This window comes from Arthrobacter gandavensis (assembly GCF_039528575.1).
GTDB classification, from domain to species: Bacteria; Actinomycetota; Actinomycetes; order Actinomycetales; family Micrococcaceae; genus Arthrobacter_B; species Arthrobacter_B citreus_B.
This window is the reverse complement of the sequence record NZ_BAAALV010000005.1, coordinates 267,968-284,837: the sequence shown is the minus strand read 5'-3', so window position 1 is coordinate 284,837 and position 16,870 is coordinate 267,968. Positions and strand designations below refer to the sequence as shown.

18 protein-coding genes and 1 tRNA gene are annotated in these 16,870 nt (G+C 65.8%); 9 read left to right on the top strand and 10 right to left on the bottom strand.

The window, feature by feature from the left end:
• Positions 1–10 precede the first annotated feature (10 nt).
• The 5 genes from rlmB to ABFX29_RS13530 form a co-directional block, all read right to left on the bottom strand.
• Entirely contained in the window at positions 11–997 is a 987-nt protein-coding gene (gene rlmB / locus ABFX29_RS13550; protein ID WP_152228826.1) for a 23S rRNA (guanosine(2251)-2'-O)-methyltransferase RlmB, read from the bottom strand.
• 101 nt (positions 998–1,098) lie between these two features.
• The gene (gene cysS, locus ABFX29_RS13545; protein ID WP_152228827.1) at positions 1,099–2,544 is read right to left on the bottom strand and encodes a cysteine--tRNA ligase; all 1,446 of its coding nucleotides are present in this window, start codon (positions 2,542–2,544) and stop codon (positions 1,099–1,101) included.
• Positions 2,545–2,608: 64 nt separating this feature from the next.
• Positions 2,609–3,094, bottom strand: a complete 486-nt coding sequence (ispF, locus tag ABFX29_RS13540; RefSeq protein ID WP_152228828.1) for a 2-C-methyl-D-erythritol 2,4-cyclodiphosphate synthase — start codon at positions 3,092–3,094, stop codon at positions 2,609–2,611.
• 5 nt (positions 3,095–3,099) lie between these two features.
• On the bottom strand, positions 3,100–3,858 hold the full coding sequence (gene ispD, locus ABFX29_RS13535; protein ID WP_246167640.1) for a 2-C-methyl-D-erythritol 4-phosphate cytidylyltransferase: 759 nt from the start codon (positions 3,856–3,858) through the stop codon (positions 3,100–3,102).
• A gap of 111 nt (positions 3,859–3,969) precedes the next feature.
• Positions 3,970–4,452, bottom strand: a complete 483-nt coding sequence (locus ABFX29_RS13530; RefSeq protein ID WP_055240754.1) for a CarD family transcriptional regulator — start codon at positions 4,450–4,452, stop codon at positions 3,970–3,972.
• Between the two features lie 241 nt (positions 4,453–4,693).
• Here ABFX29_RS13530 and ABFX29_RS13525 point away from each other — a divergent pair, with 241 nt between their 5' ends.
• Positions 4,694–5,221, top strand: a complete 528-nt coding sequence (locus ABFX29_RS13525; protein WP_152228829.1) for a hypothetical protein — start codon at positions 4,694–4,696, stop codon at positions 5,219–5,221.
• A gap of 90 nt (positions 5,222–5,311) precedes the next feature.
• On the opposite strand, the gene ABFX29_RS13520 is transcribed toward ABFX29_RS13525, so the two are convergent.
• Together ABFX29_RS13520 and ABFX29_RS13515 are read right to left on the bottom strand one after the other, a co-directional pair.
• Positions 5,312–5,992, bottom strand: a complete 681-nt coding sequence (locus tag ABFX29_RS13520) for a response regulator transcription factor (protein WP_152228830.1) — start codon at positions 5,990–5,992, stop codon at positions 5,312–5,314.
• 1 nt (position 5,993) lies between these two features.
• Positions 5,994–7,187, bottom strand: a complete 1,194-nt coding sequence (locus ABFX29_RS13515) for a sensor histidine kinase (RefSeq protein WP_152228831.1) — start codon at positions 7,185–7,187, stop codon at positions 5,994–5,996.
• 175 nt (positions 7,188–7,362) lie between these two features.
• Between ABFX29_RS13515 and phoU the strand changes: the two genes are divergently transcribed.
• Positions 7,363–8,025 carry a phosphate signaling complex protein PhoU gene (gene phoU / locus ABFX29_RS13510; protein ID WP_152228832.1) on the top strand — a complete coding sequence of 221 codons (663 nt, stop codon included), beginning with the start codon at positions 7,363–7,365 and terminating at the stop codon, positions 8,023–8,025.
• An 80-nt stretch (positions 8,026–8,105) separates the two neighbouring features.
• Here phoU and ABFX29_RS13505 read toward each other — a convergent pair whose 3' ends face one another.
• The gene (locus ABFX29_RS13505; protein ID WP_152228833.1) at positions 8,106–8,861 is read right to left on the bottom strand and encodes a phosphoglyceromutase; all 756 of its coding nucleotides are present in this window, start codon (positions 8,859–8,861) and stop codon (positions 8,106–8,108) included.
• A 127-nt stretch (positions 8,862–8,988) separates the two neighbouring features.
• Here ABFX29_RS13505 and ABFX29_RS13500 point away from each other — a divergent pair, with 127 nt between their 5' ends.
• Positions 8,989–9,798, top strand: coding sequence for a class I SAM-dependent methyltransferase (locus tag ABFX29_RS13500; RefSeq protein WP_246167641.1), 810 nt, complete (start codon positions 8,989–8,991; stop codon positions 9,796–9,798).
• Positions 9,799–9,810: 12 nt separating this feature from the next.
• Here the strand turns inward: ABFX29_RS13500 and ABFX29_RS13495 are convergent, their stop codons facing one another.
• The gene (locus ABFX29_RS13495; protein WP_152228835.1) at positions 9,811–10,134 is read right to left on the bottom strand and encodes a DUF2516 family protein; all 324 of its coding nucleotides are present in this window, start codon (positions 10,132–10,134) and stop codon (positions 9,811–9,813) included.
• 9 nt (positions 10,135–10,143) lie between these two features.
• Positions 10,144–11,298, bottom strand: a complete 1,155-nt coding sequence (locus tag ABFX29_RS13490) for a trans-sulfuration enzyme family protein (protein WP_152228836.1) — start codon at positions 11,296–11,298, stop codon at positions 10,144–10,146.
• 139 nt (positions 11,299–11,437) lie between these two features.
• Between ABFX29_RS13490 and tmk the strand changes: the two genes are divergently transcribed.
• The 6 genes from tmk to ABFX29_RS13460 all read left to right on the top strand — a co-directional run.
• On the top strand, positions 11,438–12,073 hold the full coding sequence (tmk, locus tag ABFX29_RS13485; RefSeq protein WP_152228931.1) for a dTMP kinase: 636 nt from the start codon (positions 11,438–11,440) through the stop codon (positions 12,071–12,073).
• On the top strand, positions 12,070–13,212 hold the full coding sequence (locus ABFX29_RS13480) for a DNA polymerase III subunit delta' (RefSeq protein ID WP_152228837.1): 1,143 nt from the start codon (positions 12,070–12,072) through the stop codon (positions 13,210–13,212). The genes tmk and ABFX29_RS13480 overlap by 4 nt, the downstream gene beginning before the upstream one ends.
• 50 nt (positions 13,213–13,262) lie before the next feature.
• Positions 13,263–14,831, top strand: a complete 1,569-nt coding sequence (locus ABFX29_RS13475) for an alpha/beta hydrolase (RefSeq protein ID WP_152228838.1) — start codon at positions 13,263–13,265, stop codon at positions 14,829–14,831.
• A 129-nt stretch (positions 14,832–14,960) separates the two neighbouring features.
• Positions 14,961–15,036: transfer RNA gene (locus ABFX29_RS13470), tRNA-Thr, on the top strand.
• 175 nt (positions 15,037–15,211) lie between these two features.
• Positions 15,212–15,334: a hypothetical protein gene (locus tag ABFX29_RS13465; RefSeq protein ID WP_275124649.1), complete on the top strand. Its 123-nt coding sequence runs from the start codon at positions 15,212–15,214 to the stop codon at positions 15,332–15,334.
• Positions 15,335–15,413: 79 nt separating this feature from the next.
• On the top strand, positions 15,414–16,870 hold a 1,457-nt coding region (locus tag ABFX29_RS13460), incomplete at its 3' end, for an aldehyde dehydrogenase family protein (protein ID WP_152228839.1).

Genomic DNA, 16,870 nt, shown 5'->3' with positions numbered 1-16,870 from the left:
CCCGTTAGGTTCAGGCGGAGCGCTGACGTGAAACTTCGTACAGGGTGATCCCGACTGCCATGGAGGCGTTCAGGGATTCCATGGCGGAGTCGATCGGGATGGAAACAATCTGGTCGCAGTTTTCGCCCACCAGGCGGGACAGGCCCTTGCCCTCAGAGCCGACCACAATGCACACAGGTTCCTTGGCCAGCGCCAGGTCCGGAAGCGAGACATCGCCGTCGCCGTCCAGCCCGAGAACAAAGATGCCCATCTTCTTGAAGGTCTTCAGCGTGTTGTTCAGGTTTCCGGCGCGTGCCACGGGGACGCGCACGGCTGCACCGGCGCTGGTCTTCCAGGCCGAGGCGGTGACGCCTACGGAGCGGCGCTCGGGAACAATGACGCCGTGCGCGCTGAAGGCGGATGCCGAGCGGATGATCGCGCCGAGGTTGCGCGGATCGGTGATGCCGTCCAGTGCAACGAAGAGCGGCGCATTGGCGATGTGGCCCTTCTTCCAGGCCTGGATGGTCTCTTCGGCGAGATCGATCGGATCCGCGTATTCGTAGGGCGGGATCTGCAGGACCAGGCCCTGGTGGACGGCCTCATTGGTCATGCGGTCCAGCTCGGGTTTGTGCGTCTCCATGACGGGCAGGCCGCGCTCGGCTGCCATCTTCAGGGATTCGCGGACGCGGTCGTCCATGTCGATCCGCACGGCCACATGCAGGGCCTTCGCCGGGATACCGGCGCGCAGGGCTTCGACTACCGAGTTGCGGCCGGTGACCACTTCTTCGGCAACCTTGCCGCGTGCGGGGGCGTTGCGGCCGCCGGGCCGCTGGCCGCCGTGCTTGGCAGCAGAGCGCTCGGAGAGCTGCTTGTTCTTGTAAGCCTTGTGATAGGGCCGGTCTTCAGCCTTGGGGGTCGGTCCCTTGCCTTCGAGGGCTTTGCGGCCGAGGCCGCCGGTGCCCTGGCTGGGGCCCTTTTTGGCTTTGCGAATCGCGCCGGGTCGTCCGTGGTTGGCCATGGGTAATACACCTTAAGTAGAAGAAAGCACTACTTCTAGTCTACGCAGGGTGTCCAAACGCGGATGCCGGTCCGGCGCAGGTGTTAGCCCAGAGCTAACACCTACGCCTCTTCCAGCGACCAGACAGCCCCGTCGGCGGTGTCTTCGACGACGACTCCGGCGGCAGCCAGGGCGTCGCGGATGGCATCCGCACGGGCCCAGTCCTTGGCGGCACGGGCCTGGCTGCGTTCGAGCAGGCGGTCCTGGATCAGGCTGTCCAGTGCCGCATGTTCAGGACCGGCGGATGTCCCCGCGGACTGCACCGCGTCCAGCCCCAGGACGGCGGTCATGGCGCGGACCTGGAACAGTGCGGTTCGCACGGCGTCGAGGTCCGACGCCGCCAGTGCGGTGTTCCCGGCACGTACCGTTTCGTGCAGGACCGCAAGGGCCTGGGGCACGTTGAGGTCATCGTCCATGGCCGCGCCGAACGCTTCGGGAAGGTCCTGCGGGCCGGCGGCTGCGGCGTCGTCCCCCGTCCTGGCCGCTGCCTTGGCAATAAAACCGTCGATCCGCTCCACGGCCGCCGCGGCTTCCTGCAGGGAGGTGGGACGGTAGTCCAGGACGGAGCGGTAGTGCGCCTGTCCCAAGTAGTAGCGCACCACGCGCGGAGACGCTTCGGCGAGCATCTGCGCCGGGCTGATGGTGTTGCCGATGGACTTGGACATCTTCTCGCCCTCGAAGGTGACCATGCCGTTGTGCATCCAGAAGTTGGCGAAGCCGTCACCGGCAGCCTGGGACTGGGCCATCTCGTTCTCATGGTGCGGGAAGCGCAGGTCAAGGCCGCCGCCATGGATGTCGAAGCGCGGACCGAGGTACTTGGTGACCATGGCCGAGCATTCAAGGTGCCAGCCGGGCCGGCCGCGGCCCCACGGGCTGTCCCATGCGGCCGTCTCCGGATCGGTGTCCTTGTGGCCCTTCCACAGCGCGAAGTCCCGCGGATCGCGCTTGCCGCGGGGATCGGCGTCGGGGGCTGCCTGCATGTCATCAATGTTCTGCCGGGTGAGCGAGCCGTAGGCGGGCCAGGACCGGACGTCGAAGTACACGTCTCCTGAGTCGTCCAGGGAGGGATAGGCATGTCCGGCCTCGATCAGGCGCTGGATGAGGGCGTGCATTTCCGGAATGTGGCCGGTTGCGCGGGGTTCGTAGGTGGGCCGCTGCACACCCAGCGCGTCGTAGGCGCGGGAGAATTCCTGCTCGAAGCGGTAGGCCAGCGCCCACCACTGTTCGTCGGGTACGACGCCGTCCGCCGGCTCTGCGCCAACGGATGCGGCAGCCTTGGCCAGGATCTTGTCGTCGATGTCCGTGACGTTGCGGACGGTGGTGACGCGGAAGCCGCGGGCCTGGAGCCAGCGCGTGAGCTGGTCGAATGCGATCGCGGAGCGGATGTGCCCTACGTGCGGCAGTCCCTGCACGGTGGCACCGCAGTAGTACAGGCTGACCTGCCCCGGAACGAGGGGCTCAAAGTCCCGGACCTGCGCGCTTGCTGTGTCATAGAATCTCAGGCTCACTGCTCTAGGCTACCGCGTGCCGCCTGCCGCGCCCGCAGGCAGGTTACGCTCCCAAACCGGAGGTTTAGCCTGCGACGACGACGGCGGTGGCCACAGCGGCGATTCCCTCGCCGCGGCCGGTGAAGCCCAGCCCGTCCGTGGTGGTGGCCGTGACGTTTACGGGAGCTCCGGCAGCCTCGGTCAGGACGGCTTCGGCTTCAGCCCGGCGGGGGCTGAACTTGGGGCGGTTGCCGATCAGCTGCACCGAGACGTTGCCGATCCGGAAGCCGGCTTCGCGGACCAGCCGCGCGGCTTCAGCCAGCAGCACGGTTCCCGCTGCTCCGGCGTACTCGGGGCGGTCGGTGCCGAAGTGTGTGCCAAGGTCGCCTATTCCGGCTGCCGAGAACAGTGCGTCCGCTGCGGCGTGTGCCACCACATCGCCGTCTGAATGTCCGGCGAGCCCGCGTTCGCCTTCCCACAGCAAACCGGCCACCCAGAGCGGACGCGGTGCATCCAGGGGTGCGAAGGCATGGACGTCGGTGCCGATGCCGGTGCGGGGCAGTGCTTCCACGGTTCTTAGTCCTCCTGCATGCTGGAGCCGCCGGACAGGACCGCTTCGGCGAGAAGCAGGTCCAGCGGAGTGGTGATCTTCAGGGACATGGCGGATCCTTCCACCACGTGGACGGGAATGCCGAGACTTTCCACCAGCATTGCATCATCCGTGACGGCGGCGGCCTGCTGCTCGTCGAATTCAGCAGCCGCTGCGTGGGCGCGGCGGAGCACGCCTGCCTCGAATCCCTGCGGCGTCTGCACGGCACGCAAAGTGGAGCGGTCCGGCGTACCGGTAACCTGCGCCGGTGCCGGGGAATCTCCGCCTGCCAGCTGGACTGATTTGACTGTGTCCACCACCGGAACCGCCGGAATAACGGCCTGGGCTCCGGCTGCCAGGGCAGCGGTGACCCGGTGGAACACCTGGGCAGGGGCCAGCGCCCGGGCGGCGTCGTGCACCAGCACCGCGTCGAGATCCCCCGGAAGGGCGTTGAGCGCGGCACGGACGGAGTCCGCCCGCGTGGCACCGCCGTCCACTACCTCGATCGGGCAGCTGAGCGGCGTAGCTGCGCACAGGGCACGAAGCGCGGTGTCCGCGGCGGGGACGGCTACGGCGATAGCGGAGGCTACCCCGCAGGCATCCACTCCGCGCAGCGCATGGGCCAGGAGCATTTCCCCGGCAAGGGGAACCTGGGCTTTCGGCATGCCGTAGCCGAGGCGCTGGCCGGACCCGCCGGCCACCAGGATGACGCCCACACGGAAGGGGCCGGGAATGGATTCAGACACGCCTCAAGCCTAGTGCCATGGCACGTCCGGCGCCCGCAGCAGCGAGCAAACGGGGCGTTAAACAAGCGTTGCCGGCCCGCTTGGAAGCGGACCGGCAACGTGAATCAGGAATTAGCTGGAAAGGACTTCGTCCAATACAGCGGCAGCCTGGTCCTCGTCAGTCTTTTCGGCCAGGGCAAGCTCCGAAATGAGGATCTGGCGTGCCTTAGCAAGCATGCGCTTCTCGCCCGCGGAAAGACCGCGGTCGTGGTCGCGGCGCCAAAGGTCGCGGACAACCTCTGCAACCTTGACGACGTCGCCCGAAGCGAGCTTCTCCAGATTTGCCTTGTAACGGCGGGACCAGTTGGTGGGTTCCTCAGTCAGTTCGGCACGAAGGACATCGAATACATGCTCGAGGCCTTCCTTGCCCACGACGTCGCGAACCCCAACGAGGTCAACGTTCTCAGCCGGTACTTCAATGGTCAGATCACCCTGTGCCACCTTGAGCTTGAGATACATCTTCTCTTCGCCCTTGATGGTCCGCATCTTGATCTCTTCGATCTTCGCGGCACCGTGGTGAGGGTAAACAACTGTTTCGCCAACCTCAAAAACCATGTGGACTTTCCCCTTTCCCGAACCCTAGTTTAGCATGCGGGCGACACGCCGAGAAGAGTTTTCGCAGGTCAGCGGGCCGGGGCCCAAAACTGAGTATTATTCGGCCTCTCACCGGTAGCTTGCTGAGTACTTCCGGCAAGCCCCCTGACGTCGCTAAATCCATGTTTTTGGGGGTTTGCCGATAGGCTAGGACCAAACGTCCCTTCGGTCCTCCGACCGCCACCCTTCAGGAGTTTGTGCTGTGATTTTCACATCCAGGAACCGGACGCGGAACGCTGCCGCCGCCGGTGTTATCGCGCTGTCGCTGCTGGGCGCCACCGGCTGCAGTGCCGTGAACGATCAGGCAACCACCATGGAGTACTCCCCGTCCGACGGCATTGTCCAGGACCTGGGTGACCTGCAGCTGCGCAACATCCTGGTTGTCAGCGACGGCGACGGCGAGCCCGGACGCCTGATCGGCACCGTGGTGAACGACTCCTCAGACCCGATTAACTTCGAGCTCTCCATCGGAGGCTCCGACCTCACCTGGAACATCCCCGGCGGCGGCAAGGTTGTCTACGACGACGCACCGCAGTCCGAGGTCCTGGTAGAGACCGTCAGCGTGCTCCCCGGCACCGGCATCCGCGCCGAGGCAACGGCCGGCTCTGAAACCGCAGAACTGAATGTTCCGGTGGTAGACGGCCAGGTTTCGTACTACCGCGAATACCTCCCCACCCCCGAGCCCACCCCGGCAACCAGCGGTGAGCCCACGGAGACTCCGGCTCCGTAACAAGGCCAAACCCAGAAGAACCTGCAAAAGGGTCCGTCCGGTTTCCGGACGGACCCTTTTGCATGCCGGTGCTCCCCGGATCCCCGGGTGTCAGGCCTCGAACTTATAGCCCAGCCCGCGCACCGTCACCAGATGCTGCGGGGCTGAGGGATCCGGCTCAATCTTTGCCCGGAGGCGTTTGACATGGACATCCAGGGTTTTGGTGTCACCGACGTAGTCCGCTCCCCAGACCCGCTCGATCAGCTGGCCGCGCGTCATCACTCGTCCGGAGTTCCGCAGCAGCATCTCCAGCAGTTCGAACTCCTTCAGCGGCAGGGAGACAGGCGTCCCGTCAACGCTCACCACATGCCGGTCCACGTCCATCCGCACCGGTCCGGCCTGGACCGTTGAACCACTGAGGTCTCCGGCATCGCTGCGCCGGCGCAGCACCGCACGTACCCGGGCCAAAAGCTCGCGGGAGGAATACGGTTTGGTCACATAGTCATCGGCGCCGAGCTCCAGCCCCACCACCTTGTCTATCTCGGCGTCGCGCGCAGTGAGCATGATGACGGGCACGTCGGAGCGCTGGCGCAGCTGCCGGCACACCTCGGTGCCGGACTGCCCCGGAAGCATCAGGTCCAGGAGCACCAGGTCCGCTCCGGAGCGGTCAAACTCTGCAACGGCTTCCAGGCCGTTGTCCACCACCGCGACGTCGAACCCCTCGCGTTCCAGGAGGTAGGACAAAGGGTCGCTGAAGGACTCTTCGTCCTCCACAATCAGGATCCTGCTCAACTTACTCCTTGCCGGCCGGCGCGGACGCGCCGTCTGTCTGCGGCGGGCTGTCCGCCGTGTCCTCGTTATCCGCCGCTTCCATTTCCGGAAGCCGCACGGTGAAGGTGGACCCCTGTCCCGGCTGGGACCACAGGTTCACTTCACCGCCGTGGTTGGAGACCACGTGCTTGACGATGCTCAAGCCCAGCCCGGTGCCGCCGGTGTTGCGGGAACGGGCTGCGTCGATGCGGTAGAACCGCTCGAAAACTCTTTCCTGGTCCTCGGCAGCGATGCCGGGTCCGCGGTCGGTGACCGTCACCTGGGCCAGTCCATCGCGGGACCGGATCCCCACGCCCACCTGGCTGCCCTCCGGCGAATACCGGATCGCATTGTCGATCAGGTTCCGGAACGCGGTGGTCAGCATGGGGCCGTCCGCGTAAACGGGGTTCTCCGCGGAGCCGCCAACCACCACGGTAATGTTCCGGCGCTCCGCGGGCAGCCGGTTGGCTTCGACGGCGTCGTGCACAAGTTCAGTGATGTCCACCGGCTCGGCATGGTCCACCATGTCCGTGCCCTGGAGCCTGGAAAGTTCAATGATGTCCTGCACCAGGGCGGAGAGCCGGACCGTTTCCTTGTGCATCCGCTTGGCAAAGCGGCGCACAGCTTCCTCGTCCGCAGCGGCGTCGTCGATTGCCTCCGCCAGCAGGGAAATGGCACCCACCGGTGTCTTGAGTTCATGCGAGACGTTGGCAACGAAGTCGTTGCGCATTTCCTCGGTCCGGGTCGCTTCGGTGCGGTCGTCGGCCAGGATGAGGATGTACTCCTCGGCGATCGGCGCCACCCGCAGCTGGAGGATGAGGCTCCCCTGTCCCATCGGGCCGCGGTTCAGCTCTACGTTCCGGTCTTCGATGACCCCGTCACGGCGCACCCTGGCGGTGAGCTCCAGCACCTCCTCCTGCATCAGGGTGTGCCCGCGCACCAGGCCGAACGCGTAGGCGCCGGGGCTGGCCCGGACCACGCCGTCGATGCCGTCCACCACGATGTAGGCACGTCCGAGGACACCCAGGATTTCCGCCGCACCCTCTGACAGGGCAGGCTCGTCCACTTCGGCCAGGTCGCGGCGGTGCCGCTGGCTGGAGATATAGGCAACGACGCCGAACACACCCACGGCCAGGCCGAGGATGCCTGAGAGCAGGCCCAGCAGTACAGGATTCACAGTCCTAGCTTAGGCTGACGTATTTGTGGCGGCGGGCACCGCGGTGGCATTCGACCAACCGTTAAACTAACGTTCACTTCAAGAGGGCCGACCGTTAACCAGACGCTGGCAGCATAAATACAGCCGCAAAGCTGTTTCCGCGGCCCTGTAAGAGTTGATCGAAAGGACGCATTAAGTGCGCAAGGTTTTCCAGGCCGAGCTTCACCAGATCGGTGAGGAGCTGACCCAGATTTCACAGCTCGTCACGGAGGCGATGAAGAAGGCTACGCAGGCGTTCGAGACGGCCGACACTGAGCTGGCACAGGAAGTCATCGCCGCTGATGCCCGCATCGACTTCCTCCAGAACGACCTCGACGAGCGTGCCATCGACGTCCTCGCCCTGCAGGGGCCGGTGGCGAGCGACCTGCGGATGATTGTGGGTTCCCTGCGGATGAGCGCGTCCCTGGAGCGGATGGGCGACCTGGCACGCCACATCGCCCAGCTTGCCCGGCTGCGCTACCCGGCCAACGTTGTGCCGGAGAACATGGTTGAGACGTTCAAGGAAATGGCACGCTTGGACATCGCCATCTCCGAGCTGCTTACCGAACTGCTCGAAACGCGCAACCTGGAACTGAGCAAGGACATCTACGCGCACAACACGCGCATCAACGAGCTGCACGCCAGTGTGTTCAAGGCCGTGGCTTCCGCGGACTGGGACAACTCCCCCGTCACGACGGTGGACCTGACCCTGGCCAGCCGGTACTTCGAGCGCTTCGCCGACCACGGCGTGTCCGTGACCCGCAAGGTCAACTACCTCGTGACCGGCGAATGGCAGCCGATTTCTGAGAGCTCCCTGTAGCCCCGCCTTCATCCACATAACAAAAACTGCCCGTATGAGACTTCATACGGGCAGTTTCTGTTAGTTCGTTGAGGGGCGGGCTACTTCTTCTGCTTGCCCTGGTTGGCCACAGCCTGGATGGAAGCCGCTGCGGCTTCCGGATCCAGGTAGGTGCCGCCGGCCTTGACCGGCTTGAGGTCTTCGTCGAGTTCGTAGACCAGCGGGATGCCGGTGGGGATGTTCACGGCGGCGATGTCGGCGTCGGAAATCCCGTCCAGGTGCTTGACCAGCGCACGCAGCGAGTTGCCGTGGGCGGCGATCATGACTGTCTTGCCGGACTTGATGTCCTGCGAGATTTCATTCTCCCAGTACGGCAGGAAGCGTTCCAGGACGTCCTTGAGGCACTCAGTGCGCGGCAGCTCGTCCTCGCTGAGGTCCGCGTACCGGGCGTCGTGCGCCTGGGAGAAGTCGCTGTCGTCGGGCAGGGGCGGCGGCGGGGTGTCATAGGAGCGGCGCCAGAGCATGAACTGCTCCTCGCCGTACTCCGCCAGGGTCTGGGCCTTGTCCTTGCCCTGGAGTGCGCCGTAGTGCCGCTCGTTCAGGCGCCAGCTGCGCTTGACGTCGATCCAGATGCGGTCAGCTTCGCCCAGAGCGATGTTGGCCGTGTTGATGGCCCGCTGCAGCCGCGAGGTGTAGAGGATATCGGGGAGAATATCGTTCTCCACCAGCAGTTCCCCGGCACGCAGTGCCTCGGTCCGGCCCAGGTCCGTGAGATCCACATCCACCCAGCCGGTGAAGAGGTTCTTTTCATTCCATTCACTCTGCCCGTGGCGCAGAAGGATCACTTTGTAGGTCATAAAAGCATCGTAGCCGCAGAGCAAGGACACATGGCAGGGCGGTCCGTAACCAACGTGTGGGGAAGGCTTCATTCTCCTGCGGCGGCTTTGGTCAGGAGCATACGACGCCGGCCGCTAACATTGTTTGGTGAAAATCCCCTCAAAACCCGTGGGAAATGTGACCCGGGGCACTACAAACCCCAACAGGCTCCGGCGGGTTGACCGATGGCTTTCCGGACCCGAGGGGTGGCGCCTGCGCCGGGCCGAGGATCCGCTGGTCATAGATCTGGGCTACGGGGCAGCACCGGTCACGGCCGTGGAGCTGCACTCGAGGATCAGCGGGGTGCGGTCCGACGTCAGCGTGGTGGGCATCGAAATCGACCCGGAGCGGGTGCGGGCGGCCAAACCGCTGGAACGCGAGGGACTCAGCTTTGTCCAGGGCGGGTTCGAACTGCCGCTGGGCGGGAGGCGTCCGGTCATGGTGCGGGCCTTCAACGTCCTGCGGCAGTACGGCGAGGACGAGTACGCCGCCCACTGGGACATGGTGTGCAGCCGGCTCGCGGACGGCGGAATCTTCATTGACGGAACGTGCGACGAGATTGGCCGCCGCTCCACGTGGGTGGTCCTTGAGGCCGGCGGGCCGGTGTCGCTGAGCATCTCCCTGCGCTTCGGCGCCTTCGACCTGCCATCGGACGTCGCGGAGCGGCTTCCCAAGGCTTTGATCCACCGGAATGTCCCAGGAGAGCGCGTGCATGCGTTCCTCCAGGCTATGGACAAGGCCTGGACGGCTGCCGCGCCAATGGCGTCCTACGGCAACCGGCAGCGGTGGATCGCGATGTGCCGCGCGCTGCGTACTGAGGGCTGGCCGCTGCTGACCGGGCCCGCCCGGTGGCGGCTGGGAGAAATCACCGTCGCCTGGGACGCCGTCTCACCCGCACCTGCACGCCAAACGGCCTAGGCGCGCAGTGCGCTACCAGGAACCGTAGGCTCCGCCGCGTCCCTTTGACTCATTGAGCGCCGGACGCACGTCGGCAAGGTAGACGGACGCGGCTACGACGGCGGCCAGCTCAAAGAGGAGCAGCGCGAGCGGTCCGAAGAGCAGGACGGACAGCAGCCCGACGGCGGCAGCGCCGCCGGTCAGGCCCATCCAGAATCCCTTGGTGCGCTTGTAGGCACGCTCAAACTCCGCAGGCTTGCGCCGGGCGCAGTCGGCAAACGCCCACAGCTCGATGCCCAGCGCCACGATGCCCAGCGCCAGGTAGATAAGGTCCCGCAACAATTCAACAAGTGCCACGGGACCACCCTACCGTGGAAGCGCCTGGTCGAGGTCTCTCCAGAGGTCCTCGACGTTTTCGATTCCGACGGAGAGCCGCAGCAGGTTCTCCGGAACAGAAACCGGCTCAGCAGGCTGGCGGCGGCGCCGTTCGATCAGCGACTCCACACCGCCCAGCGACGTCGCCGGCAGCCACAGTTCAACCTTCTCCGTGACGGCGTCAGCCCCTTCGGCGCCGCCGGCCACCTCAATACAGACGATCGAGCCGAAGCCGTCCATCTGGGCGGCCGCCCGCGCGTGCCCGGGGTCCTGGGGAAGGCCCGGGTAGCGGACCGCTTCCACACCGGGGTGGGCGGCCAGCCGGCCGGCGAGTTCCATTGCCGATTCCATGGACCGCTGCACACGCAGGGCCAGGGTCCGCAGTCCGCGCAGGGCCAGCCATACTTCGAACGGCCCGCCAATTCCGCCGTGCAGGGACCGATAGGTCAGCAGGCGGGCACGCAGCTCGGGATCGGACGTGACCGTGGCGCCGAGAACGACGTCGGAATGCCCGGAAAGATACTTGGTCACCGAGTGGACTACGACGTCGGCGCCCAGGTCCAGCGGGCGCGTCACCAGGGGCGTGGAGAAGGTGTTGTCCACGACCACCAAGGCTCCGGCCCGGTGCGCGGCGTTCGCCAGGACGGCAAGTTCGGCCACCTCAAGCATGGGGTTGGTGGGGCTTTCCAGCCAGAGCATGGCTGCGCCGTCGAGCGCCGCGATGACCTCTTCGGTGTCCGCGATGTCCACGGTTCGCACGTTGATGCGCCCGTCGCGTGCGTCCCCGGCCGCGAGCAGGAGGGAGCCCTGGTAGCTGTGCCGCGGCATCACCAGCGTGCTTCCGGCCGGAATCAGGGACATGGCGGCAATAACGGCCGCGAGGCCGGAGGAGAACACCAGTGCCGGCAGTTCGGCGTTTTCAAGCGCGCCCAGTGCTTCCTCGAACGGGTCCCAGGTGGGGTTGGAGTAGCGGCCGTAAACCCGGTCGCCTTCCCTGGTCTCCCGGGTCCCGAGGAAGGTTGAGGTAAGGACGATCGGCGGGTTGACGGCGGAATCCGCGGTGCGTTCAGGGCGCCCTGCGGAGACGACGGTGGTTTCCACCGACAGCTGTCCTGCGGAGTGCCCGTGCCCGGTTGCTGTGCTCATGGGTTTTAGCCTAGACCGCGCAACCATGCCGGTGCTGTTCAGGCACCGGCACGGCTGTCATGTTCCTTCACCCGCCATGCGTGGGCCAGCAGGCCGGCAGCAGTTTCCCAGCATGACTGGGTAGTCTAGGCGGGTGAGTATTTCTGAACCCCGTACCGGACTTTTCATCGCTTTCGAGGGCGGCGACGGCGCGGGCAAGTCGACCCAGGCGGCACTGCTCACCCAGTCCCTGCAGGACGCCGGACGCACGGTGGTCCGAACCCGTGAACCAGGCGGCACGCCCGTTGGCGAAAAGCTGCGCTCCCTGGTCCTGGACCACGGTCATGGCCAGATCGATGCGCGCACTGAGGCCCTGATCTTCGCGGCTTCCCGCGCTGCCCACGTGGAACAGGTGATCCAACCCGCCCTGGGACGCGGCGACGTCGTGGTCTGCGACCGCTACATCGATTCCTCCGTTGCCTACCAGGGAGCTGGACGGAACCTGGGCACGGATGAGGTTCGCTCCATCAACGAATGGGCTACCGGCGGACTGGCACCGGACCTGACTGTCCTGCTGGACGTTGATCCGGAAGCCGGCCGCAGCCGCCGCACCGCAGCGGACACAGCCGAGGACCGGCTCGAATCGGAGCCCGACAGCTTCCACGGCAGCATCCGCTCCGCTTTCCTTGCCCTGGCGGAGGACTCCCCCGGCCGTTACCTGGTCCTGGACGCCGCGGCGCCGGTGCCGGAACTGGCTCAAAAGATCCTTGCCCGAGTGCAGGACCTGCTGGCATGAGCGTCTGGGAAGACCTCCAGGGCCAGGCACCGGTAGTCGAGCAGCTGCGCCGGGCCGCCGCGCAGGAACGTCCCACCCATGCCTGGCTGTTTACCGGGCCGCCCGGTTCCGGCCGGTCCAATGCCGCCCGTGCCTTTGCCGCGGCACTGCTGTGCGAAGAACCTGACCCTGCCCTGCGCGGCTGCGGCACTTGCCACTCCTGCCGCACGGCAATGTCCGGTTCGCACGCCGATGTGTCCTCGGTGACCACCGAAAAAGTCACCATTAGCATCGAAGAAGCACGCGAACTGGTCAAGAAAGCCCAGGACAAGCCCTCCACCGGCCGCTGGCGGGTCCTGATCGTGGAAGACGCGGACCGCATGCAGGAACGCAGCACCAACGTGCTTCTCAAGGCGATCGAGGAACCCCCGCCCCGCACCATCTGGCTGCTGTGCGCCCCGAGCCCGGGCGATGTGCTGGTAACCATCCGCTCCCGCTGCCGGCCGGTGGGCCTGCGGCTGCCTCCTGTGCAGGACGTCGCCGACCTGCTGGTGCGCCGGGACGGAATCGATCCGGACGTTGCCCGGGACGCTGCCCGCTCCGCGCAGAGCCATGTAGGCGTAGCCAAGCGGCTGGCCACCGATGAAGGAGCCAGGCAGCGCCGGGAGAAGATCGTCCGGCTGCCGCTGTCCCTGCGAAATGTTTCCGGCGCCATGAAGGCCGCCGCTGACCTGGTGGCACTGGCCGAGGCGGAGGCCTCCAGTTCCTTCGAGGCGCGCGACGCCGAGGAGAAGGCTGCACTGCTGGCGTCCCTCGGCGCCCCGGAGTCCGGACCCCTCCCGCCGTCGATGCGCAGCCAGGTCAAACGCCTCGAGGAAGACCAGCTGCGCCGGGCCAAGCGGTCCAAGAACGACTACTTCGACCGGGCACTGACTGATCTGCTCTCCTTCTACCGTGACGCTCTGGTGCTAGCGCTGGATTCCGGCACGGACCTGGTGAACGAGTCCCTGCGCTCCGAACTGGAGGCCTTTGCAGGCCGCACAACTCCGGAGGCCATCCTGTCCCGTATGGAAGAAATCAACGCAGTGCGCCGGAGGCTGGTCACCACCAACGTCGCCCCGCTGCTTGCCATCGAGGCAATGGCTGTCAGCCTTTTGTGAAGCACGCGAACCACACGCCAATCGACGCACCCGGACCAGGAGCCGCCGCAATGACCCTCGAACGACGCCGATCCCGGGCCGGGAACCGTTCCCTGCGCCGCGCTTCCGCCGCGGCAGCTGCCGCGCTTATGCTGGCCGGCCTGGTTGCCTGCTCCCCCGGCCGTTCAGAGGCTCCGTCCGAAGGCACGCAGACCGCTGCCCCGGAAGTGATCGGCGACGTGCCCGCGGATCTGTTGGAGTTCTATGAGCAGGAAGTGGTCTGGGAATCCTGCGAAGGGGATTTCCTGTGCGCCACCGTTGACGTTCCGCTGGATTATGCGGACCCGGCGAAACGCAGCATCGAGCTGAGCGTGATCCTCGCCGAGGCCGGAGGCACGCCGGAGGGAACGGTCCTGGTCAATCCCGGCGGCCCTGGCGGTTCCGGCTACGCCACCGTGCGGGACTCGCTGCAGGGAGTGACCACTGACCGGCTGCGCAGCGAGTTCAACATCCTGGGCTTCGATCCCCGCGGTGTGGGCCGCTCCACCCCGGTGGACTGTCTCAGTGATGAGGAAGTGGACCAGGCGCGGACCGAGATCCTTGACCCGTCGACCGAAGACGGGCTGGAAGAGGCCAGGGCCAGTGCCGCCGAGTTCGCCAGTGCCTGCGCCGAGGCCTCCGGCGAGCTCCTTGGCTTTGTGGACACCGAAAGCGCTGCCAGGGACATGGACATCCTGCGCGCCGTGGCAGGGGACCCCAAGCTGAACTACCTCGGTTTCTCCTACGGCACCTTCCTGGGAGCCACCTATGCCGAGCTGTTCCCCGGAAACGTGGGACGCATGGTGCTGGACGGAGGAATCGATCCGGCGGCAAGCAACGAGGAAATCACCCTTGGCCAGGCCCGTGCCTTCGAAGAGGCTATCCGCGCCTACGTCCAGGACTGCCAGAGCTCATCAAACTGCCCGCTCAAGGGTTCAGTGGACGACGGCATCCAGACCATCCGGGACCTCATCGCTTCGGTTGAAACCAGCCCGCTCACGGCTGCGGACGGCCGCCTGGTCACCGTCTCCACGTTTGTCAGCGGGTTCATCCTGCCGCTCTATAACGACGCCAACTGGCCCGCCCTGACGCAGGCGCTGAGTTCCGCCCTCCGCGGCGACCCGACCACCATGCTGATGCTTGCGGACCTGGGCGCGGAACGCAACGAGGACGGAACCTACGAGTCCAACTCCTATGAGGTCTTCAGCGCCGTGAACTGCCTGGACTACCCCATGGAAGCAGACCCCGCACAGATGGCCGCCGACGCCGCGGAGCTTGAGGAAGCCTCCCCCACCCTGGGCCGTTTCCTGGCCTACGGCGGAGTGACGTGCGAAGCGTGGCCCTATGCGCCGGTCAACGAACCACGCCCGCTCGCTGCCGAAGGCGCCGATCCGATCGTGGTAGTAGGCACCACCGGTGATCCCGCCACTCCCTACGAATGGTCCCAGGCCCTTGCCGGCCAGCTGGACTCCGCCGTGCTGGTGACCTGGGAAGCCGAAGGACACACCGCTTACGGACGCGGGAACCAGTGCATTGCGGACGCCGTGGATGACTACTTCATTGACGGGACGGTGCCCGAAGACGGGCTCATCTGCTCCTGAGGGACGGGCGGCGGTGCGGGGATGGAAACCAGCTGCACCGCCGCAGGAACGCCGCTTTTGACCGCGGTGCCCGCGCCGTATAAAGTAGTTCCTTGTGGATTCTGGCCGTTGACCGGTTAGGTGAAGCCCGCCTCCTTAGCTCAGTTGGTAGAGCGTCTCACTCGTAATGAGAAGGTCGCCAGTTCGATTCTGGCAGGAGGCTCCACTTTCGAAGCCCCTGGAACCAGCACTGGTTCCAGGGGCTTCTCTGCAGCTTCAGCCATGGACTTCCGGGGGCCGTCATCACCATCTTTCGCAAAGCGCTCCGGACGCATTCCCGTACCGCGCAGGCGTCCGGCTACGTACTGCATGTTTTCTTCGGCGTCTGCATCCTGGCCTTCGTGAATGATCCGGTGGCCGGCATCATTGCCGTCATGCCAATCGTCTTTGGACTGATTGGGCTGGTACGCATGCTCCGGCGGGCACTCACGCAGCGCCGGAACGACGTGAAAAGGACCGGCTGACAGGCCAAGAGCCGCTCAGGCCCCGTGCCCCGTCTGGGATACTTGAGGGACCCCCATATCCCGAAAGCTAGGAACGCACATGGCTTTGCTCGACCCGTCCATCTGGACGGACAAGATTTACGTCAACGGCTGGCGCGACGGCGGTGCGGGTTCCGCGGATGCCGTTGAACCCGCCACCGGAAAGGCACTGGGCAGCTACGGTGTTGCCTCCGTTGACGATGTCCTTGAAGCTGCACGCACCGCTGCGGCAGCCCAGAAGGAATGGGCCGCCCGCAAGCCGGAGGAACGCGCTGCAGTCCTGCGCCGCGCAGGCGCCCTGTGGGAAGAGCACGCCGAAGAACTCGGCGGATGGATCATCCGCGAAGCAGGCAGCATCCCGCCCAAAGCCGGGCTGGAGACCCACAGCGCGGCGAACGAGTGCTACGACGCCTCCGCACTGCCGTCCCACCCGGCCGGTGAAGTGCTGGCTACCAATGAACAGCGCTGGTCCTTCTCGCGCCGCCGCCCCGCCGGCGTCGTCTCAGTGATCGCACCGTTCAACTTCCCCGTGATCCTCTCAATCCGCGCCGTGGCCCCGGCACTGGCGCTTGGAAACGCCGTCCTCCTCAAGCCGGACCCGCGCACAGCGGTGTGCGGCGGCGTCGCCCTGATGCGTGTGTTCGAAGAAGCCGGGCTGCCCGCCGGCCTGCTGTCGCTGCTGCCCGGCGGGGCAGAAATCGGGGCTGCCGTAGTTGAGGCTCCGGAAGTGCGGGTTATCGCTTTCACCGGTTCCACCGGCGCAGGCCGCAAGATTGCCGAATCCGCAGGGCGCCTGCTCAAGCGCGCCCATCTTGAACTTGGCGGGAACAACGCCATGATCGTGCTCCCCGGCGCCGACCTTGCCAAGGCTGCCTCTGCTGCTGCCTTCGGTTCGTTCATGCATCAGGGACAGATCTGCATGACAACCGGCCGCCACATTGTGCACGAGGACATCTACGAGCAGTATGTCGACGCGCTGGCTGAGAAGGCCGCACACCTGCCGGTCGGCGATCCGGCCGGCGGCAATGTGGCCCTGGGTCCGATCATCGACGAAAACCAGCTGAAGAAAATCGACGGCATTGTGCAGGACGCCGTCGCTGCTGGTGCACGCCTGGCAGCCGGCGGTACCAGCGATGCCCTCTTCTACCGCCCCACCGTGCTGGCCGACGTCAAGAAGGACAATCCGGCCTGGCGGCAGGAGATCTTCGGGCCGGTTGCCCCCGTGATGAAGTTCAGCACCGTTGACGAAGCCGTGGAGCTGGCCAACGACAGCGAATACGGTCTTTCCCTTTCCATCCTCGGCGATGTGGGAATGGCCATGGAGATTGCCGACCGGGTGGAGTCCGGCAAGGTCCATATCAACGAACAGACAGTCAATGACGAGTCCAATGCGCCGTTTGGCGGCGTCAAGGACTCGGGCAACGGCGGCCGGGTTGGCGGCGCCGCAGCCAACCTGGAGTCATTTACGGAAGTCCAGTGGCTCACCATGCGTCCGGAAATCGCTCCGTATCCGTTCTA